The organism is Actinoalloteichus caeruleus DSM 43889 (assembly GCF_000429185.2).
Lineage (GTDB): Bacteria > Actinomycetota > Actinomycetes > Mycobacteriales > Pseudonocardiaceae > Actinoalloteichus_B > Actinoalloteichus_B caeruleus.
On record NZ_AUBJ02000001.1, the window covers coordinates 1,622,027 to 1,642,132 of the forward strand.

At 72.6% G+C, this 20,106-nt stretch carries 18 protein-coding genes; 8 read left to right on the forward strand and 10 right to left on the reverse strand.

The window, feature by feature from the left end; genetic code table 11:
* Position 1: 1 nt before the first annotated feature.
* From G443_RS05520 to G443_RS05530, 3 genes are all read right to left on the reverse strand, one after another.
* Positions 2-967 carry a ketopantoate reductase family protein gene (locus tag G443_RS05520; protein WP_026420208.1) on the reverse strand — a complete coding sequence of 322 codons (966 nt, stop codon included), beginning with the start codon at positions 965-967 and terminating at the stop codon, positions 2-4.
* Positions 968-1,147: 180 nt separating this feature from the next.
* A complete protein-coding gene (locus G443_RS05525) occupies positions 1,148-1,864 on the reverse strand; it encodes an ABC transporter permease (protein WP_026420207.1) in 717 nt (238 codons plus the stop codon).
* Positions 1,865-1,902: 38 nt separating this feature from the next.
* Positions 1,903-2,787, reverse strand: coding sequence for an ABC transporter ATP-binding protein (locus G443_RS05530; RefSeq protein WP_026420206.1), 885 nt, complete (start codon positions 2,785-2,787; stop codon positions 1,903-1,905).
* Positions 2,788-3,104: 317 nt separating this feature from the next.
* Here G443_RS05530 and G443_RS05535 point away from each other — a divergent pair, with 317 nt between their 5' ends.
* Together G443_RS05535 and G443_RS05540 are read left to right on the forward strand one after the other, a co-directional pair.
* The gene (locus tag G443_RS05535) at positions 3,105-4,268 is read left to right on the forward strand and encodes a sensor histidine kinase (protein WP_051314278.1); all 1,164 of its coding nucleotides are present in this window, start codon (positions 3,105-3,107) and stop codon (positions 4,266-4,268) included.
* Positions 4,265-4,867, forward strand: coding sequence for a response regulator transcription factor (locus tag G443_RS05540; RefSeq protein ID WP_026420205.1), 603 nt, complete (start codon positions 4,265-4,267; stop codon positions 4,865-4,867). Before G443_RS05535 ends, G443_RS05540 begins: the two co-directional genes overlap by 4 nt.
* Before the next feature lie 195 nt (positions 4,868-5,062).
* Here the strand turns inward: G443_RS05540 and G443_RS05545 are convergent, their stop codons facing one another.
* Positions 5,063-5,635 (reverse strand): TetR/AcrR family transcriptional regulator, encoded by a 573-nt coding sequence (locus tag G443_RS05545; protein ID WP_035292881.1) that lies wholly within the window; start codon positions 5,633-5,635, stop codon positions 5,063-5,065.
* A 36-nt stretch (positions 5,636-5,671) separates the two neighbouring features.
* On the opposite strand from G443_RS05545, the gene G443_RS05550 reads away from it, so the two are divergent.
* Positions 5,672-6,691 (forward strand): DMT family transporter, encoded by a 1,020-nt coding sequence (locus G443_RS05550; RefSeq protein ID WP_026420204.1) that lies wholly within the window; start codon positions 5,672-5,674, stop codon positions 6,689-6,691.
* A 50-nt stretch (positions 6,692-6,741) separates the two neighbouring features.
* On the opposite strand, the gene G443_RS05555 is transcribed toward G443_RS05550, so the two are convergent.
* Complete coding sequence (locus G443_RS05555; RefSeq protein ID WP_051314277.1) at positions 6,742-7,320, reverse strand: TetR/AcrR family transcriptional regulator; 579 nt, start codon at positions 7,318-7,320, stop codon at positions 6,742-6,744.
* A gap of 121 nt (positions 7,321-7,441) precedes the next feature.
* On the opposite strand from G443_RS05555, the gene G443_RS05560 reads away from it, so the two are divergent.
* Positions 7,442-9,901 (forward strand): MMPL family transporter, encoded by a 2,460-nt coding sequence (locus G443_RS05560; RefSeq protein WP_026420203.1) that lies wholly within the window; start codon positions 7,442-7,444, stop codon positions 9,899-9,901.
* Between the two features lie 321 nt (positions 9,902-10,222).
* On the opposite strand, the gene G443_RS05565 is transcribed toward G443_RS05560, so the two are convergent.
* Both G443_RS05565 and G443_RS05570 read right to left on the reverse strand, forming a co-directional pair.
* A complete protein-coding gene (locus tag G443_RS05565) occupies positions 10,223-11,089 on the reverse strand; it encodes a GNAT family N-acetyltransferase (RefSeq protein WP_035292931.1) in 867 nt (288 codons plus the stop codon).
* Positions 11,090-11,574: 485 nt separating this feature from the next.
* A complete protein-coding gene (locus G443_RS05570) occupies positions 11,575-12,423 on the reverse strand; it encodes an SAM-dependent methyltransferase (protein ID WP_035292879.1) in 849 nt (282 codons plus the stop codon).
* A gap of 564 nt (positions 12,424-12,987) precedes the next feature.
* Here G443_RS05570 and G443_RS05575 point away from each other — a divergent pair.
* The gene (locus G443_RS05575) at positions 12,988-14,841 is read left to right on the forward strand and encodes an alkaline phosphatase (protein ID WP_026420200.1); all 1,854 of its coding nucleotides are present in this window, start codon (positions 12,988-12,990) and stop codon (positions 14,839-14,841) included.
* Positions 14,842-14,970: 129 nt separating this feature from the next.
* Positions 14,971-16,005 carry a COG1361 family protein gene (locus tag G443_RS05580; RefSeq protein ID WP_026420199.1) on the forward strand — a complete coding sequence of 345 codons (1,035 nt, stop codon included), beginning with the start codon at positions 14,971-14,973 and terminating at the stop codon, positions 16,003-16,005.
* Positions 16,006-16,515: 510 nt separating this feature from the next.
* On the opposite strand, the gene G443_RS05585 is transcribed toward G443_RS05580, so the two are convergent.
* Positions 16,516-17,082 carry a TetR/AcrR family transcriptional regulator gene (locus tag G443_RS05585; protein WP_026420198.1) on the reverse strand — a complete coding sequence of 189 codons (567 nt, stop codon included), beginning with the start codon at positions 17,080-17,082 and terminating at the stop codon, positions 16,516-16,518.
* Positions 17,083-17,276: 194 nt separating this feature from the next.
* Here G443_RS05585 and G443_RS05590 point away from each other — a divergent pair, with 194 nt between their 5' ends.
* Entirely contained in the window at positions 17,277-18,134 is an 858-nt protein-coding gene (locus G443_RS05590; RefSeq protein ID WP_308208834.1) for an NmrA family NAD(P)-binding protein, read from the forward strand.
* Positions 18,135-18,433: 299 nt separating this feature from the next.
* Here G443_RS05590 and G443_RS05595 read toward each other — a convergent pair whose 3' ends face one another.
* Positions 18,434-18,979 (reverse strand): hypothetical protein, encoded by a 546-nt coding sequence (locus G443_RS05595; RefSeq protein ID WP_051314276.1) that lies wholly within the window; start codon positions 18,977-18,979, stop codon positions 18,434-18,436.
* On the reverse strand, positions 18,976-19,350 hold the full coding sequence (locus tag G443_RS05600; protein ID WP_026420196.1) for a hypothetical protein: 375 nt from the start codon (positions 19,348-19,350) through the stop codon (positions 18,976-18,978). The genes G443_RS05595 and G443_RS05600 overlap by 4 nt, the downstream gene beginning before the upstream one ends.
* Positions 19,351-19,398: 48 nt before the next feature.
* Between G443_RS05600 and G443_RS05605 the strand changes: the two genes are divergently transcribed.
* A complete protein-coding gene (locus G443_RS05605) occupies positions 19,399-20,049 on the forward strand; it encodes a TetR/AcrR family transcriptional regulator (RefSeq protein ID WP_051314275.1) in 651 nt (216 codons plus the stop codon).
* Positions 20,050-20,106 lie beyond the last annotated feature (57 nt).

A 20,106-nucleotide genomic window follows, 5' to 3' on the forward strand; every position in this document is an offset into this window, starting at 1 on the left:
CTCACGGTTCGACCACGGGTCCCGGGCCGACGTCGGACCGCTCCTCCCTGGCGGCCAGTTCCCTGGGCAGCTGGGTGGCCCAGATCAGCTCGTGCACGGGAACGGGGATGCCCAGCGCCGTGGCGTGCCGCACCACGGCGCCGCTCTGGTCGGCCAACTCCGAGGGGCGGCCCGCACGCAGGTCCCGCTGGAGGGATGCGGTGGTCTCCGGCGCGAAGCCGTGCTCGTAGACGTCGAGGATCTCGGCGAGATCATCCTCGCCCAGGCGGGCCCCCGACCGGTTGCCGACCGCGATGACCTCCCGCATCGCCCGTTCCACCAGGTCCCGGGTGGGGCGCACGGACCTGGTCCGCCCCACCGGGGCGTCCGCCAGGGCGCCCACTCCCCCGTAGGACGCGATGAGCGCCAGTTTCCGCCACAACGCGGTGCGGACGTCCTCGGTCCACCGCGCGTCCACTCCGGCTCTCCGCAGCACCTCCACCAGTCGGAGCCCGGCGGCGTCGGGTTCGGAGTGCCGCAGGGAGCCGAGGACCACGCGGGCCTCGGAGCCGACGAGTCGCACGGCCAGCGGCGCCACCCGCCGCACGATGACGACGACCGTCCCCCCGTACACCGCGTCGGAGGGCACGTGGGCGGCGGCGCGGGCCGGCGCGTCCACCCCGTTCTGGGTGGTGAGCACCCTGCCGCCAGGTTCGAGCGCCGGGGCGATCTCGGCGGCGGCCTCCTCGACCTGCCAGGACTTGGTGGCCACGATGGCGAAGTCGAAGCGGCGCCCCGCCAGGTCGTCGACGAACTCGACGTTCGAGACGACCTCGGTGTTGTTCTCGTTCCGGATCTCCACGCCACCGCCGGCCGCGGCGCGCACCGTGGCCGGGCGGCCCTTGACCGTCACCGGCTCACCGGCCGATGCGAGACGCGCCGCCAGGTACAGGCCGACCCCGCCCGCCCCGTACACCAGAACACCCATGTCCCACCCCCGATCAGGTAACGCTCATCATGCCATAGAGCCGTTACCACACCAGGGGGATCCCTCGTCCGCGTCGAGGAGGCCGTCAGCCACCCCGCCGAGGACCCGGAGCGCCGGGGGCGGGCGATGTCTGGCACCCTCGCCAGTCCCGCGGGCCCGGACGACGTCCCGCCCGGGTCGTCACCGGCGTGGTTCCCAGCGGAAGAGGCGGGCGGCCAGGGCCACCGAGACGACGACCCAGCTCAGGGTGGGCGCCAGCAGCACCAGCGAATCGGCCAGCGCGACGCCGCCGTTCCACGCGGCGACGACCAGTTCGCTGGCCGCGCCGCCGGGCAGCAGCCGCTTGACGATGGTGAGTTCCTCGGTCCCGGTGAAACCGACCCAGCCGGAAACGGCCATCGTGCCGATGAGGACGGGCAGCGTGGTCACCTGGGCGTGTTCCGGGGAGTTCGTCACCCCGGCCGTCGCCAGCCCCAGGCAGAGCATCATGGCCACCGTGGTGACCACGGCGACCACCAGGAGGAGGACGTCGCTCGGCGCGCCGGCGACCACGCCCAACACGGTCAGGATCACGGTCACCTGGAGCACCGCGACGCCCGTCACCGGCAGCAGCAGACCGGAGAGGATGCGGGTGTCGCTCGCCGCCGTGGAGCGCAGCCGCTTGAGGAAGAGGTTCTGCCGGCGCGCGGCCAACGTGGTCACCGTGGTCGTGTAGAAACCCATCGCCAGCACGAGGAACAGCAGGATCGCCGCGATCGCCCCGAGGTCGAACACGGCGACGGTCTCGTGCAGGTAGATGTAGAGGGCGCTGAACGCCACGGGAAGTACGAACATGGTGACCAGAACCGAACGGTTCCGGAAGAGCTGGACCAGCTCGCCGAGCGCGATGGGGAACATGGAGCGGTCTCCTCCTGGGGTGGGGTTGGTCGGGTGGTCTACTCGGCGCCGATCGAGCGGAAGACGTCGTCGAGGCGGGTCGGACCGGCGTGGAGGTCCCCCAGTTCCACCGCGTTGTCCCGCGCCCAGTCGAGCAGGGCGTGCAGGTCGCGCTGCATCGTGAAGGTCTCGATGACGAACGCCCCGTCGCCGTCCCGGTGGACGTGCGGCGGCGGAGCCACCTCGGGGGTGGGCAGGGAGAAGCGGATCACCGATGGCAGGGTTCGAGTCAGCTCGGCGACGGTGCCCTCCCGGTGGAGACCGCCCTGGTGCATGAGCCCGATGCGGTCGGCGCGTTCCTGCGCCTCCTCCAGGTAGTGCGTGGTGAGGACGATGGTGGCTCCCTCATCCCGCAACCGGTCCACGGCCCGCCAGAGGTCGTCCCGGGACTGGATGTCCAGGCCGGTGGTGGGCTCGTCGAGGACGACGAGCTCCGGTGAGCCGTAGACGGCGGTGGCGAAGTCCAGGCGCCGTTTCTCCCCGCCGGAGAGCTGGGACACCCTGGTGGCCGCCGTGCGGGTGAGGTCGACGACGCCGAGCACCCGGTCGACGCTGTCCGCCCGCTGACTGAGGGCGCCGACCAGCCGCACGGTCTCCCGAACGGTCAGGTCCGGTGCGAAGCCGCTCTCCTGGAGCATGATGCCCATCCGGGGCCGCACCGCGCTCCGGTCGCCGGGGTCGCGCCCGAACACCCGCACCGAGCCCGAGGTGGGGTCGCGGTGGCCTTCGACGACCTCCAGGGTCGAGGTCTTCCCGGCACCGTTCGTGCCGAGCAGGGCGTAGAACTCGCCGCGCTCGACCTGGAAGGACAGGTCGCTGACCGCGTGGAAGTCGCCGTAGGTGACGCCCAGGCGGTCGACGTCGATCACTGGTGTCGTGGACATGCCTCGATCCCACCCGGCCGTGCCCTCCTCGACCAGTGCGCTCCCGTCACCACCTCGCCGTGACGTTGCACCCGGGTGGGCCGTGACACCGTGTCACTGGTGCCTGGTGGTCGCCGGCGGGACACTGGAGCGTCCCCGCCGCCTGACCTCGGAGAACCACCGATGCCCACCGAGCCACCGCCTCGCCCGACGGCGGCCACCGGGACCTCGCTCCCCCGACCGGTCGCCCCGAGGGGGGCGGGCCGCCGGCTCCCGCCGGAACCCCACCGCGCGGGGGGACGGGTCGGACACGCCGGCCGCCGCCCCTGGCAGGTCCGATGAGGCCGCGCCGACTGGCGCGTCGACCACGCGAACGTCCCCAGGGGACGTGGGCCCAGCTGCGCAGCCTCAACCTCACCGTGCTGCTCCCCCCGCTCGCCGCCGTCGGGGTGCTGCTGGTGGTCGTCGACGCCGAGACCTGGTGGCACGGGATCGCCCTGAGCCTGGGCGTGCTGGCCGCCCTCGTCGCGTTCGCGCGGTGGGCCGCCGGCGACGTCCTCCGCGTCGCGGTGCCCTGCCTGCTGGTCACGGGCGCGGTGTGGCCCCTCGGGGTGCTCGTCTTGGACACCCCCAGGGCGTTCTGGGGTGTGGCCCTGACCGGCCCCCTCGTCGTGCAGCAGCTGTCCCGCCACAGGGGGACCGCCTCGGTGGCACTGGTGGCCTTCGTCGCCGTCACGGGCGTGACGAGGCTGCTGGTGTCCGATGACCCGGTCCGCGACACGCTGATCTCCTACGCCATCATCCCGGCCACCCTCACCCTGGTGGGAGCCGCCCTCGCCTTCCCCAACAAGGGGTTCTCCGACCTCCTGCGGGAACTGGAGCAGTCACGGGAACGGGAGGCCGAACTCGCCGTCGTCAGGGAACGGATGCGGTTCGCCAGCGACCTCCACGACATCCAGGGCCACACGTTGCACGTGGTCAAGCTGAAGATCACCCTGGCCGAGAAGTTGCTGCGCAGCGATCTCGGGCGGGCGAGGGAGGAGCTCCGGGAGGTGCACGCCCTGGTCGGGGACACCATCAGCCAGACCAAGGAGCTCGCGTACGCGCAGCGGCGGCTGAACCTGGCCACGGAACTGGAGAACGCCAAGAACCTGTTCGAGGCGGCCGGCATCCAGGTGCGCGTCGACCGGGAGGCCGAGGTCGATCCGCGTGCCGGGGAACTGCTCGGCCAGGTGCTCCGGGAGACGACGACGAACATCCTGCGGCACGCCGAGGCCACGCGGGTGCGGATCACCCTGTCCGAGGCGGGGATCTCCATCGTCAACGACGGGGTGCGGGAGGGGCCTTCGCCGGAGCTGCGCGGGCTCCGCACCCTGCGGGAACGGGTCGCGGGTGAGGGAGGGGAGCTGGCGGTGCGGCAGCGGGACGGCCGGTTCGTGACCGCCGCGACCCTCCCCGCTCCGCGAGCCGGTCAGGGGAGCGGCGGGAGGGACGACCGATGACCACCGTGGTGTTGGCCGATGACGAGGTGCTGCTGCGCAAGGCGTTGGCCGCGTTGCTCCCCCTGGAGGGCGAGGTCACCGTGCTCGCCGAGGCCGCCGACGGGCGGCAGGCCGTGGAGGCCACCCTGCGGCACCGCCCGGACGTGCTCGTGGTGGACCTGGAGATGCCCGGCATGGACGGTCTCGGCACCGTCGCGGAGGTGCGGCGCGCGCTGCCCGAGCAGGTGGTCCTCATGCTGACGCGTCACGCCCGGCCAGGCGTGCTGCGCAGGGCGCTGAAGCTGGGTGTGCAGGGCTTCGTGAGCAAGTCGGCGGAACCCGAGCACATCACCTCGGTCATCACCGCCCTGCACGAGGGCAAGCGGTGGATCGACCCGGACGTGTCCGCCCTCGCCCTCGTCGACGACTGCCCCCTCACCGAACGCGAGCTCGACGTGCTGCGGGCGACCTCCCAGGGGTACTCGGTCGCCGAGATCGCGGCGCAGCTCCACCTCGCGGAGGGCACCGTGCGGAACTACCACTCCAACGCCATGCGGAAGACGCAGACGCGGACCCGGCACGAGGCGGCCCGCCACGCCAGGGAACACGACTGGCTGTAGGCGCACGACCGGGGTGGTGAACCGGGGTGGCACCTGTCCCGATCCCGTCCCGCCCGGCGGTGGCGGGTCGGAGCGGTGGCGGGATGGGTCGGGCGGGGAGGCTGGACCGTCCACCGTGGCCGGCCGGTTCCCGCGCGCCCGTTCCGGGCGCGGGCTGGTGGCTCCGCCCGGGTCCGACTTCTCCCCTGGCGCGGCTCACGGGGTGGTGAGGAGGCTCAGTGCGAGGTCACGGGCGCGGGCGTAGGCCTCGTCGATGACGCGCATCCCGTCGGTCACCAGCGCGCCCTCGTGCAGGAGCATGACGGAGCGGGCGGTCGCCTGGGCGTCGGCCGCCCCTGCGGCACCGGCGATGTCGGTGAAGAGGTCGAGCATCCACCGCTTCTGGCCGACGATCGAGGCGTAGGCGGGGTGGTCGGGTTGGCTGATCTCGGCGTGCGCGTTGATCGTGCTGCACCCCTTGCCACCCTCCTCGGCTGCCCAGTCGGCGGAGGCGTCGAAGACGGCGGCGAGGCGGGCGCGCGGGTCGGGCCCCGCCGCCTCCAACCTGGGGGCGAGGAACGCCCGCCACCGCTGGTCGCGTTGGGCGAGGTACTCCACGACGAGCCGTTCCTTGGAGCCGAAGCGGTCGTAGAGGGTTTTCTTGGTCACGCCGGCCCGGGCGGCGATCGCGTCCACGCCGACCGCGTGGATGCCCTGCGCGTAGAAGAGCTCGTTCGCGGCGGCCAGCACGGCGCGTGCCTTGGGGGTCCATTCGATGTCGGTTCCCACCTGACAAACTATACAGGTCGGTATACCGTGACGGATGTGAGTAAACAGATCGGTATACCAAAGGAAGGGCACACCCTCCTCACCGTCGGCCTGGGTGCCCTGTTCGTGCTGTGCTGGTCCTCGGGCTTCATCGGCGCGAAGCTCGGCGCGTCCGACTCCCCGGTCGCCACCGTCCTGATGTGGCGGTTCGTCCCGCTGGCGGTGGCCCTCGCCCCGTTCCTGCTCCGTCGAGCCGGCACCCGGGGCACCGACGCGCGGAGCGACCTGGGACGGCAGGTCACGATCGGTGCGCTCTCCCAGTCGGGCTACCTGCTCACGGTGTACTGGGCCATCGGCCTCGGGGTCAGCACCGGGACCACCGCGCTGATCGACGGCATGCAACCCCTCGTCGTGGCCGCCCTGGTCGGCCCGCTGCTGGGTGCCGCCGTGACCGGACGGCAGTGGACCGGCCTGGGCCTCGGCTTCGTCGGTGTCGTCCTGGTCACCTGGTCCGATGCCACCGCCCCCGGCAACGACGTCCCCACCTGGGCGTACCTGGTGCCCTTCGCCGGCATGCTCTGCCTGGTCGCGGCCACCTTCCTGGAGAGGCGGGCTCCGACCTCCACGCCTCCGATGCGCGCGCTCGCCGTGCACTGCGCGACCTCGGCGGTGATCTTCTCCGCGATCGCCCTGGCGACCGGCACGGCGGCACTGCCGACCTCGGGCCAGTTCTGGATCGCGATGTCCTGGCTGGTCGTCTTCTCCACCTTCGGCGGCTACGGCCTGTACTGGTACCTGCTCCGCCGGGTCGGGGTCACCCAGGTGAACACGCTCATGTTCCTCGTGCCGCCGGTGACCACGCTGTGGGGTGGGCTGATGTTCGACGAGCCCCTCACCGCTGGCACCGCCGTGGGCCTCACCCTCGCGCTGGCCGCCACCTGGCTGGTCACCCGCGCCTCGGGTGGCCTGGGACGGCGCCCCGGCGGGCGCCCCTCCCGGCAGGCGGGCGGCGCTGATCCGGCACCGCCCCCGACCCTCGTGGAACCGGGAGCCGAGCGGGACCGCGCCTGGTCATGACCGGCTGGGCCGGGAAGGCGTGACGCGGCGCGCCGCCAGCGGGGTGGCACTCATCCGACGTCCTCGGGCTCCCGCCACGCGCCGATGCCCAGCAGCACCTTCCACAGCCAGTCCGCCGCGACGACCGGTGAGGGCAAGGGGTCACGCGCCACCCAGGCGGTGATCACCCCGAGGGCACTGCCCGCGATCCCGGAGGCGAAGACGTCGACGGGCAGGTCGACGAGAGCCGCCGGTCGGGCCGTGCCGACGGCGTCGATGACGATGAGTTCGATCCGGTTGCGCAACCGGGCGGTGACCAGCGTCGACCCGTGGTCGCCGAGGACCCGCCGGTAGAGGGCGGCGTGGGACGCGATGTGTTCGAGGTAGGTGAGCAGCTCGACCGGCATCCTCGGGGTCCCGGCGGCCACCGACACCTCGGGCAGTTGCGTCGACACGTCGTGGAGGGCGTCCTCCAGTGCGTCGGCGAGCAGCGTCTCCTTGTCGGCGTAGTGCTGGTAGAAGCTGCTGCGGTTCACCCCGGCGCGGACCGTGATGTCGCTGACCGTGACCTCGTCGAGTGGTCGCTCGCGGGCGAGCTCCAGGAGAGCGTGCCGGAGGCTCGCTCGGGTGCGGGCAACGCGGGGATCCATGGCGGGCATCGTCTCACGTGTCCAGCGCCACCCGGGACAGTTATCCGACACACGTTGGATAACCGACAGTCGTCGGATAAGTTGGCGGCCAGCAACAGTCCATTCCGACGAAAGGCGTACGGTGGCCAACCTCCTGTATCGGCTCGGACGGTTATCCGCGCGACGCGCGTGGGCCGTCATCGCCACGTGGATCCTCGCGCTCGCGGTCGCGGCCGGTGCCTTCCTCACGCTCGGCGGCTCCCTGGCCACGAACTTCTCCATCCCGGGCACCGAGACCGAGCGGGTCAACGACAGCCTCACCGAGCAGTTCCCCGAGCTCACCGGTGCCACCGCCTCCGTCGTGTTCGCCACCGACGGCGAGTTCGGCGAGTCGGAGCGCGAGCGGATCGACGAGCTCCTCAACGACCTGACCGAGGTCGACGGCGTCACCGCGGTGACGAACCCGTTCGAGACCGAGGCGGAACGCGACGCCGCCGAGGGCCAGGTCACCGGCGGCCAGGCGATGATCGAGGGCGCGCGTTCGGAGCTCGAGTCCTCCTCCGACGAGTTGGAGGCGGGGCAGGCACAGCTCGACGCCGCGATCGAGCAGGCGCGGGCAGCCGGCGCCTACGAGCAGGCCGCCGAGGAGTTCGAACGGCAGCAGGCCGAGCTGGACGCCGGCCGCGAGCAGCTGGAACAGGGCCTGCGGGAGATCGAGGCTCAGGAGGCGGAGCTCGAACACGGCGCCGCGCTCATGGAGTTCGCCTCCACCGTCCGCACCGTGTCCGAGGACGGTGGAACGGCGATCGCCACCATCGCCTTCGAGGAGACGATGTTCGAGCTGCCGGACAGCGTCAAGGCCGAGGTCGTCGACGTGCTCTCCGCCGCCGAGATCGACGGCGTGCGGATCGACTGGTCCTCGACCATCACCACCTCCACCGAGGGCATCATGGGTCCGGGCGAGGTCATCGGCGTCATCGTCGCCGGCCTGGTGCTGCTGATCATGATGCGCGCGTTCCTGCCCGCGATCACCCCGCTGATCAGCTCGCTGGTCGGCGTCGGCGTCGGCGTCGCCGGTTCGCTCGCCTTCTCCGGTCTCGTCCCGATGGCCTCCATCACTCCGGTGCTCGGGGTGATGCTGGGCCTCGCCGTCGGCATCGACTACTCGCTGTTCATCCTCAACCGGCACCGCAAGCAGCTGCTCGCCGGCATGGACGTGGACGAGTCCATCGGCCTGGCCAACGGCACCGCCGGCAACGCCGTCGTGTTCGCCGGCAGCACCGTCATCGTCGCGCTGGTCGCGCTGGGCGTGACCGGGATCCCGTTCCTGGCCACGATGGGCGTCGTCGGCGCGGCCTGCGTGCTGGTCGCGGTCCTCGTCTCGATCAGCCTCACCCCAGCCCTCCTCGGGCTGTTGGGGACGCGGGCCCTGGGCCGGAAGGCGCGCGAGACGATCGGCGACCAGCGGCACACCGACACCGAGGTCCGGCCGCTGCGCACCCCGCGCGCGCTCGGCGCGGTCGCCCTGGCGACCCTCGGACTGCTCGTGCTGGCCGTCCCCGCCCTCTCGATGCGCCTCGGCCTGCCCGAGGGCTCCTCGGAGGCACCGGACACCACGCAGTACCAGGCCTTCAAGACCATCGAGTCGGAGTTCGGAGCGGGGGTGAACGGCCCCCTGATCGTGGTCGCCGAACTGCCCGGCGGCGTGGACGAGAACGAGGTGACGGCCACCCAGGCCGGGGTCGCCTCGGAGCTGATGGAGCACGCGGACGTCAGCGCGGTGGCGCCCATCGTCGTCTCCGACGAGCGCGACGTGTTCCTGTTCCAGGTGCTCCCCGTGGAGGGCCCCTCGAGCGAGTCGACGGAGAACCTGGTCCGGGACCTGCGCGGGATGGCCCCGCTGTCCGGGGAAGCCACCCTGGGCGTGGCGGGACAGGCCTCGGGCAACATCGACGTCTCGGAGAAGCTCGCCGACGCGCTGCCGATCTACCTGGTCGTCGTGGTCGGCCTCTCCCTGCTGATCATGATCGTGGTGTTCCGGTCGCTGCTGGTGCCGCTGATCGCCACCGCCGGCTATGTCCTGTCGCTGTTCGCCGCGTTGGGGGCGGTCACCGCCATCTACCAGTGGGGGTGGTTGTCCGACGTCTTCGGCGTGCACGAGCCGGGACCGGTGCTGAGCTTCGGCCCGATCATCATCATGGGTGTCCTGTTCGGGCTGGCGATGGACTACCAGCTCTTCCTGGTCTCCGGGATGCGTGAGGCGCACGTCCACGGGATGCCGGCCAGGGCAGCCGTCGTGCAGGGGCTGCGCCAGGGCCGGGCCGTGGTCACCGCGGCGGCGATCATCATGATCTCCGTCTTCGGCGGTTTCGTCTTCAGCGAGCTCGGGATGGTGCGACCGCTCGGGTTCGGCCTGGCGATCGGCGTCCTCTTCGACGCGTTCGTGGTCCGGATGGTGCTGGTGCCCGCCCTGATGCACCTGCTGGGCGAGAAGGCGTGGTACCTGCCGAAGTGGCTGGACCGGATCATGCCCGACGTCGACGTCGAGGGCGCTTCCCTGGAGCGCGCGCACTCCCCGAACGGGAGCGCGGCGACCTCCTGACCTCGTGCTCGACGGGCCCGTCCGGACCTCGGTCCGGGCGGGCCCTCGTCGTTCCGGTACCCGTTCCACGCGGCACCGGGTCCCTCGTCGGTGTCGGCGCGCTGACGGGCGCGCGGGGGACGTCGTACCGCCAAGGGAGGGCGAGGGCGGGTGGGGCGACGGGACCGCCGGCCCCCGGCCAGGACACCCGCGCGGCCCCGGTTCCTGGAGCCGTTCGAGGTGGCCCCTCCCCGACGCGGTTCCGCCGCCCGTCGGCGGTCCTCCGGCGGGCGCGACCGCCGGCGCCGGGCGAACGCGACCCGTGCCCGTCCGGTGCCCGGGCTAGGGAGCCCGGCGGAGGTCCCGGGTTTCGGGCGATCGCTGGAAGCCGGCCGACGCGTAGGTCGCTACGGCGGCGAGGTTGGCGCTCGGGGTGCGGACGACCGCGCTCGACGAACCCAGTTCCCGCAACGCGGCCGCCGCCGCGACCACGATCGCCCGACCATGCCCCTGGCCGCGGTGGTCCCGGTGCACTCCCATCGGTTCGAGCAACCCGGGCCGCCCCGGCCCGGCCGACCACACCGTCGCGGCCGCCACCGCCCTGCCCTGACGGTCGTGGGCGACCAGGCAACGGGCGTCGGCGTAGGGGGCGCCGGCCGCCATCGCCCGCCAGCGGTCCTCGGTGAACGTCGACCCGTCGAAGGACGCCCGCTGGACGGCGGCGCGGACCCACGCCCGGTCCGGTGTGGTCACCTCGATCCGAGGGCCGGGGGCCGGCACCGGGTCGGCGAGGTCGCGGCGCAGCGGCGTCCACGCTTCGCCGGGCACCCAGCCCCGCTCCGCCAGCCGGTCGCGGACCAACGCGCCAGGTGGGGCCTCCACGTACGCCTCACCCTCCCCCAGGACCCCGCACGCCGGGTCGGTCACGTCCTCCGCCAGCCGTCGGGCCAACTCCTCGTCCCGCTCGACGTGTGGCGCGATCGCCAGTCGCACCAGGTCAGGGCCGTCCAGCAGGCCCATCGCGAGGACCCGGCCGCCTCGGCTCCAGGTCCGGACCGCTCGGGCGGTGGCCTCCGCGCCGAACCGCCAGAACCAGCCCAGGTCCCCGGGGTGCGGCCGCTCCGGCGCCCCGTCGTCCTGCCACGCCCGCAGTACGTGCGCTACCGCGCTCAAGCCGTCGACTTCCGGAGTACCCAGGAGAAACGTCACACCACCGATCACACCCCACCGGACCGAGCCGCCGCACCTGATTTGCCGCCCGGTCTGGTGGCGCTTGGAACGCGCGGGGAGAACTCGACGCGGGTGGCGTGGTGGTGTGGCCACGCCAGCCCCGGTTGCGGAGCCCAGGCCCGGTGTCCGGTGCGGGCGTGCTGCCGGCGCCTGGTCCTCGGCCGTCGGGTCCACCTGGGCGCCACTCCACGGGCATCGACGCCCACGCCCACCAGCCCACGAGAAGGCATCGACGCCGGGCGGTCGTGGTGGGCTCGGCGCGTCCACGACGGCCGGGTCGCCGACGGGTGCCCCCGGCCCGCGGGATGCGCACTCACGGGCCGTGCGCGGGGCAGGTCTGGTCGCCTCGTTGTCCTGGCCGACGACGAGCGGAGCGTGGAGGCAGCCGCGCGACCAGCGTCGACGACGATCGTGGACCTGCCGTGCCTCCTCCCATCCACGGCGCCGGACCACCCCGGGGACGGTCAGCGGCGGCCGGTCACGAGGAGTGTCGGGTGCACCAGGTAGTAGCCGGGGTCGTCGAGGACGTACCCCTGGCCGCCGGGGGTGAGCAGGGTGCCGAGGAGTCGGATGTCCTCGTCGCCCAGGCCCGCCTCGGCTCCTCGGGAGCGGGCGGCCTCCAGGAGCTCGGGCCACACCACCCGTTCCAGGTAGGGGCGCGCGGTCGGGTCGTCGTCGACGGGGAAAGCGACGCGGGGGAAGACCTGGACCCGGATGTCGCGCAGTCCGGCGGCGACCATCCAGTGGACGTGGCGGTCGTAGTGCCGTTCCCCGCCGCCGGGCAGGCCCCAGTTCAGCTCCGAGGCGGTGCGCAGCGCGCGTTGCAGCCGCGCGTGGCCCGGCAGGAACATCGACTGGTAGTAGTTGCTGGTGAAGAGCCCGAGGACCCCGTCGGGCGCCAGCGCGCCGGCCATCGCCGCGACGACGGCGGCGGGGTCCTCGAAGTTGCCAGGCCAGACGACGTCGCTGCCCCAGATCGCATCGAAGGCCACTCCCGATCCGGTGGCCTCGTCGAGGGTGGCCAGCAGGTCCCCGGCGCGGAGGCGGACGCGGTCGGCCACCCCCTCCTCCTCGGCGTGGGTCCGGGCCAACGAGAGCACGTCGGGGTTGAGATCCACCCCGAGGACCTCGGAGTCCGGCCCGGCCGCGCGCGCGAGGGCCACCAGTCCGCCGCCCGCGCCCGTGCCGGCGTCGAGCAGCCTGCGACGCCCGGACAGGCCCAGGGTCTCCACCGCCCGCTCGACCGCTGGGGCGACGAAAGCCCTGTTGCTCAGCAGGTAGGTGACCAGCCCGGTCCGCCGCAACTCCGTCATGCGAAACCTCCGTAGATGAAAATGATTTCCATTGTATGGAGTCGGTGACGGCGGGACGCACCGGCCCACTCCCACCGGGCGGCATGGGCCCGACGGTGTGGAGGACGTCCGACCGACGTGGACCGTGTGGTGGCGGGCCGGACGCCCGGAACACACCCCGATGACGGGCCGCTCCCCCGACCCACCGCGGCCCCAGGGGCGACGAACGCTCCCACGCCCCGGACTGCGAGGAGGCGTTCCCGTAGCGGCCCGGCCCGGCCGGCCTGACGGCCATCAGCTCCGCACTCCCGGAGCTCGGTGTCCCGCGCGCTCCGCGCGGGCGGCCGGCATGGGGCCCCTGGCGACCACCGGTGAGCCCGAGGACACCCCCGCGGGGCACGGCCGAGGCGCCACCCGCCGTGCTCACGACGGAACAGACGGTCTGGATCAGTCACCACGTCGGCAGAGGTTCACCCGGAAGCCGGCTACCGATCGTGTCCGCGTCACCTTCGGCAGAAAACGTGCGAGGGCCGCGTAAGCCACGTCCACGCGGCATCGGACCCACTGACACGGAACGAGGAAGCAATGAGCAGCAGAGTGCTCAAGCGCACTCGCGGTCTCGTCGTCACGGGAGCGGCCCTGGGCATGGCCGCCGCTCCCCTGTCGACCGGCGTCGCGGGCGCGGAGGAGACACCCGTGCCCAAGAACATCATTCTTCTCATCTCCGACGGCGGCGGTTACGGCCACTTCGACCTGCCGAGCCTCTACGAGCAGGGGCAGAGCTACGGTCAGGCCTCCGTCGACCCCGCCACCGGCGCCGTGGAGCACGTGCCCGGCACCGCGAGCCAGGTGTACGAGTCGTACCCGGTCCAGGTCGGGCAGTCCCACCACTCCGCGAACGGCCGCGCCGAGTACGTGACCGAGGACGCCTGGGGCTCGTTCGACTGGGTGGCCTCCGGCGCCACCGACTCGGCCGCCGCCGGGACCGCGCTGGGCACGGGTGTCAAGACCAACAACGGCGTCCTCGGCTACACGCCGGACGGGGACCGCCTGCTGACCGTCGGCGAGCAGGCCATCGAGGTCGGCAAGAAGGTCGGCCTGGTCACCTCGGTGCCCTTCAACCACGCCACCCCCGCCGGGTTCATCGCGCACAACGCCGACCGCAACGACTACCAGGGTCTGGCGACCGAGATGATCGACAGCGGTGTCGACGTCCTCATGGGCGGCGGCCACCCCAACTTCACCGACGCCCACACCCGCCGGGCATCGGACTGGACGTGGATCTCGCAGGACGACTTCGAGCGGGTGAGCACCGGCGGAACCGACTTCACCTACATCGAGGAGCGGTCCGACTTCGACTCCCTCGCCGAGGGCGGGACGGTCCCGGAGAAGGTCTTCGGCCTCGCCCAGGTCGCGGAGACCCTCCAGTACAACCGTCCCGGGCTGGAGAACGACGACGTCCTCCCCTGGAGCGACCCGCTCAACGCCGTTCCCGGCCTGGACACCATGACCGAGGGTGCGCTCAACGTCCTGGAGCAGGGCGACGAGGGCTTCTTCCTCATGGTCGAGGGCGGTGCGGTCGACTGGGCCGGTCACGCCAACCAGACCACCCGCACGGTGGAGGAGCAGATCGACTTCAACCGCGCCGTGGAGGCCGTGGACGAGTGGGTCGAGGCCAACAGCAGCTGGGACGAGACCCTGGTGATGGTCACGGCCGACCACGAGACCGGCTACCTCGCCGGCCCGGACTCGAACCCGACCTGGACCCCCATCACCGGTGAGGCGGGTGCGCTGCCCAACGTCTCCTGGCACTCCGGTGGCCACACCAACGGCCTCGTCCCCTTCTACGCCAAGGGCGCCGGCTCGGAGGTCCTCCAGGCCCGGGCCAACCAGTGGGACATCGTCCGGGGGGCCTACCTGGACAACACCGACATCGGCGAGGCCGTCTTCGACTTCCTCGGTCACGCCCCCGCCTCGGGTGACTCCTCGGTGGCGCTGGAGGCCAGCGTCCCGCTGCCCACCACCGGTGGTGCCCTGAGCATGTCGGTCGCCGACGCCGGTTCCGTCGTCCTCGAGGGCGACCCGCGCGGCCAGTCCGGTTCCCTGCCGCACGTCACCGTGACCGACACCCGCGACGAGGTGCAGTCGCGCGGTCAGGGCTGGACGGTCTCCGGCAGCGCCAGCGAGTTCGTCGCCGGTAACCGCCGGTTCGGCGCGGAGAACCTGAGCTGGAGCCCGAAGGTGGTCGAGTCCGAGTCCGGCGCCTCGGCCGGCCCGGAGGCCGCCTTCGACGGTCCGGCCGCCCTGGCCGACACCGACCGGGTGAGCCGCTTCGGGACGACCGTCCTGGGCGCGGACCTCGGCCTCGTGGTGCCGGAGGAGGCCCGTGGTGGTCGCTACGGCAGCGAGATCACGCTGACGCTGTTCGCCAAGGACTGATCGACGTGGGCGGGGTGGAGCGGGGACGCACCCTGCTCCACCCCGTCTTCCGTTTCCCGGTCCGGAGCTGGTCCTCCGGCCGGGACGAGGTGGAGCGCCGCGCGGACGCGCGGCAGGAAGGAGCCGGGTGTGTCCACCACCCCGCAGTCACCACGCCAGTTCCGGTCCCGTCCCGGACGGGCGTTCGCCGCGTTGGCCCTGACCACCGCGTTCCTCGGTCTCGGCGTAGGCACGGCCGCCGGGGATGCGGAGGCGCCCGTGCGGTGGAGCGTCGCCCCGGCCACCGGGGACGGCCCGGACGGTCGCCTGTCGCTGCGGCACGTCGCCGATCCCGGCGAGGAGGTGTCGGACGCCGTCGCGGTGACCAACCTCGGCACGGAGCCGGCCGAGTTCGCGGTGGCGGTCGGGGATGGCGTGGTCGGGCAGAGCGGTGTCTTCGACATCGCTACTGGGGAACCGACGGGGTCCGGCAGCTGGATCAGCGTCGGAGGGCTCGACGAGGGCACCGTGACCGTGCCCGGTGGCGAGACGGCGGTGCTGCCGGTGATCGTGGAGGTCCCCGAGGACGCGACGCCGGGTGACCACCCGGCGGGCATCGCGGTGGGGGTGTCCACCGACGAGGACGGGATCACCGTCCAGCGCCGGATCGGCGTCCGACTGCACCTCCAGGTGGCCGGCGAGCTGGAACCCGCGCTGGCGGTCAGCGCGGAGGGGACCTCGTACCGCCGCTCGTCGTGGGTGCCGTTCTCCCCGGGAACGCTGGTCGTCGACTACGAGATCGCCAACGAGGGCAACGTGCGGCTGGGGGCGGCCACCACGCTCGACGCGGAGGGCCTCTTCGGCCTCGGATCGGCGCGGGACTCGGACGGGGTGGACGAGCTGCTCCCGGGCGACGTGGTGTCCCGGTCCGTCGACGTCGAGGTCTCGCCCTGGTTCCTGCTCTTCGGTGACCTGTCGGTGACCGCGTTGGCCGTGGGTGAGGACGAGGTGTCCCCGCCGGAGGTCGCCTCCCACGGGTTCACGCGGACGGCCGTGCCCTGGACCGAACTGGCGGTTGTCGTCGTGCTGGCCGGCGTGGTGGGGATGGCGCTGGCCCGGCGCCGGCGCACCCGAATGGCAGCGGCGACCGCGAGCGCGCCGGTGGGCGAGGGTGCGGAGTCCTGACCGGACGCGATCCTCGGCACGCGACGGGCGAGGTGGGCGAGCGGCCCGCAGTCCGGCGCGGCCACGGGTAGGGCAGTCAGCGGAGCGACCCGCCTCCATCCACCGCCGGTGAGCGAACGACGACGGCCCTCGGCCCCACCCCCGCGCGTCGCCGAACTCCCCTCCCCACGGCACCCATGACGAGCGCCGGAGCGTCGGGACGTGAGCCGACGGCGACACCGTCGAGGAGGAATCGCCGACGACTTCGTGCAACCCGCCGTGGGCCGTTCCCTCCGAGGAGCGCACCCGCTCCGCGTGACGCGTCGGTGTGCGGCACACCACCGGAGGCATCGTGTCGGTCGTCCGCGCCGCGCCGGGGAATCCCGCTCCGCCACCAGACCGGTTCGCATCCTCCTGCCGGCGACGGCGACCCGGGCCAGGGGACGTGGGCCGTTCCCCGTCCGGCGGACTGACTCCGCACGCGGTCCACGCCTGAGCGTGGGACGGACCTGGTCCGTCCCCAGGGCTCGCTCAGGTCCGAGGGCTCAGGCCCGTGACGGCCAACCGGAACAACCGGTCCGCCTGGGCACCGGGGTCAGGGTGGTGCTCCGTGGCCAGGGCGATGCCGACGGCCAGCGTGATCAGGTCCGGGACGGTGACGTCCTCGGCCACGGCCCCGTCCTCCACGGCAGCGCGCAGCAGCGGGGCGGCGGCTTCCTCCAGGGCGTCCGAGCAGCTGTTGCCGTGCGCCTGGGCCGACTCGGCTCCGTCGTAGGCCAGCGCGACCGCCAGTCCCCGGGCGGAGACGCAGTAGGAGACGACCTCGCCCAGCCAGTTCACGAGCGCGGTCCGGCTGTCGGCCGCGCCGGCCAGTTCGTGGGCGCGGACGCACAGGGCCTCGATCCGTTTCCGGGAGACCGCCTCCAACAGCGCTCGGCGAGTGGGGAAATGCCGGCGCACGGTCGCCGAGCCAACCCGCGCGGTGCGGGCGATCTGTTCCATGGAGGCGTCGGCGCCACGGGTGGCGACCTCGTCCTCGGCCACCGCGAGGATGTGCGCGTAGTTGCGCCTGGCGTCGGCACGCTGGCGCTCGGGCATGTCGTCACCTCCAGGTTTGCCAAGTGGCGGGGCCCGCCGTATCGTACCCGAACACAAACGGCGGGACCCGCCACTTATGTCTCCACCCAGTCGAGGAGCAGCATGCCCACGAATCCCGCGCCCGTCCTGGTCACCGGCGCCACCGGCAGGCAGGGGGCGCCACCGCCCGCGCCCTGCTCGCCGACGGCGTTCCCGTGCGTGCCCTCGTGCGCGACCCCGCGACCGACCGAGCGAAGGCCGTGGAGGAACTCGGCGCCGAACTGGTCACCGGCGATCTCCACGACCGCGACTCGGTGATCCGCGCGGCCGAGGGAGCCCGCGCCGTCTTCTCCGTGCAGATGCCCCGCATGAGCGAGGACGGGGTCGACTTCGCCGGGGAGGTGGTCCAGGGCCGCAACCTCGTCGAGGGCGCGAAGGCGGCCGGAGTACCCCAGTTCGTGCACACGTCGGTCTCCGGCGCCGGCCAGCACACCGGGACCCCCGGCTGGGCCGAAGGCCACTGGTCCTGGATGGAACCCACTCTCGGCGCGAAGTGCGCGGTCCAGGACCAGGTCCGCGCGGCCGGCTTCCCGCACTGGACCATCCTCAAGCCGGTCTTCTTCATGGAGAACTTCCTCCCGTCCATGGCCTACCTCTTCCCGCGCGGCATCGAGGGCGGCCTGGTCACCCTCCTGCGCCCCGAGGTCCGGATACCCGTGGTCGCGGTGGCCGACATCGGCAGGGCGGCGGCCGCCGCCATCGCCGCACCGCGGCGGTTCGACGGGGTCGAACTGGAACTGGCGAGCGACTACCTGTCGATGGCGGAGGTCGCCGAGGTCCTCTCCCGCGTCCTGGGCAGGCGGTTGTCGGCCCCGGACATGACCGAGGAGGAGGCCGTCGCCGCCGGCATGCCGCCGATGGGTGCCTCGCACAAGTGGCTCAACGCCGCCGGCCAGCCGGGCCGCCCCCGGTTCGCGCGGGATCTCGGCATCCCGCTCACCAGCTTCGAGGACTGGGCCCTGGAGCACATGCGGGCCGAGGTGGGGCAGGCCCCCGGTTCTCCCGCCGTCTGAGGGACGCACCCCCTGACCGGACCCGAGCCAGCGCGGAGCGGGCTCGAGGTGGCGTGGAGGCATGGGTCCGCGCCCCCGTCAGGGCGACGTCCGAGTGGGATGCCGGTCTCGGTGGCCTCGTTCGCCTGCCTGGCGACGCCGCCGCGTGGAGCCGCGTTGCCAGTGGTCCTCGCCGGGCGAGGTGACCGAGACCGCCCGCACGAGGACCAGCTCCAGGGGCTTACCCGGCCCGCTCCTGATGGGTAGGCGCTCGCCGGACGCGCGGTGGGGGACCGTGCATTCGGTCCGCAGTCGACCCGTCAGGCCCGGGCGACATCAGCGGACGCTCGCGCTTCGCGCAGCTCCGATCGGGCGCGGACGATCTCGCCGACGAGGAGAGGTCCGAGGAAGAACACGGCGAGCACGGTGCCGAACGCCACCCAGGAGAGCAGCGCGACCCCGGAGTCCGCGATCGAGGCGGTGCGGTGGCCCACCCAGATCGCGGCCGCCGCGAGGCTCGCCAGGGCGCAGAGCATCGCGGCGAGGCGGTGCCGCGCCCACGCGGCCAGCCCCAGGACGGCGACCATCGGCGGCAGGAACATGCCCAGTTCGTGGTCGCGCACGATGAAGACGACGTAGGAAGCGGTCGCGATCAGCGTGGATGTGAGCGGGAATCGGGCGAACGACGCGAGCGCGACGCACCCGAGAACCACCATCGCGAAGGCGAGGGCGTCGACCGGGCGGGTCGGGCCCCACCCCGCCGCCGGGGTGAACGGGTCGCCCGTGACGGTGCCGATCGTCGCCCCGAGTTCGACGATCAGCACGACGAAGGCGACGACCGGCCAGATGAGCGTCCGGCGCGTCATGTCCACACCACCGCGACGATGACGTCGGTGACGCCGAGCCCGCCGGCGGCGTGGAACAGCTGTCGCACCGAGGCGGTGTCCGCTCCCCGACGGCGTCGCGCGATGAGCGCGGCGACGAGCGCCCCGAGAGCGACGAGGGCGATGCCGAGCTTGACGATCACCTTGACCTCGTCGACATCGAGCCCCTGCAGGCGCCGCGCGGCGATGAGGGCGTTGCCGGTGACGACCTGCACGATCGCGCCGGTGAGCATCAGGCGCAGGCGGAACGCCTCCCGGCTGCGGAGTTGCAGGAGGAAAGGACCGATCAGGGCCGCGAGGCCGAGGAAGTGGGCGACCAGGAGCGCGAGGCGCGTGATCTCTAACAGCGACATGTTCCTCCTAGGGGTGAGTAAGTATTCACTCACCCCTAGAGTGGCAGTATGCCGCTACCCAGGTCAACTTCGACTCCGCGCGGCGACGCACCGTCCGCCTACGAACGCATCCTGGACGCGGCGGCGGTCGTCATGCGCCGCGACGGGCTCATGCGCGCCACCACCAAGGAGATCGCCCGCGAGGCCGGCTGCTCGGAGGCGTTGCTCTACAAGCATTTCCCCGACAAGCGCGACATCTTCCTGCGAGTGCTGACCAACCGCTCACCGCGGCTCGATCTGGCCGGGGGACTGGCTGGCACCGGCACGGTCACCGCCAACCTGGAACATCTCGTCGCGAACCTGCTGCGGTTCTACGAGCAGGGTTTTCCGATCGCCGCATCGATCTTCGGCAACACCGAACTCCTGCGCGCTCACCGACAAGCGATGGTCACCCGCGGCGCCGGCCCCCACGGCCCCTCGGCTGGCCTCGCCCGCTACCTCGACCAGGAGGTCCGACTCGGCCGGCTGCGCGACCTTGACGCCGACGCCGTCGCACGCCTGCTCACCGGCGCCGCGCTGCACGAAGCGTTCCTTGCCGCCTACACGGGCGAGCCGGTACCCGACCCGACGGCCCTCGCCCAGCGCCTCGTCGCGGCCCTCGACCTCTCCCCGCCACAGGAGGAACGGCGCGACGAACCGGCACCGGACCGAGGAGCGTGACCAACCGACGCGATCGGCGCTGCCACCATCCCGCTCGGTCGCGGTGACCTTCCACGT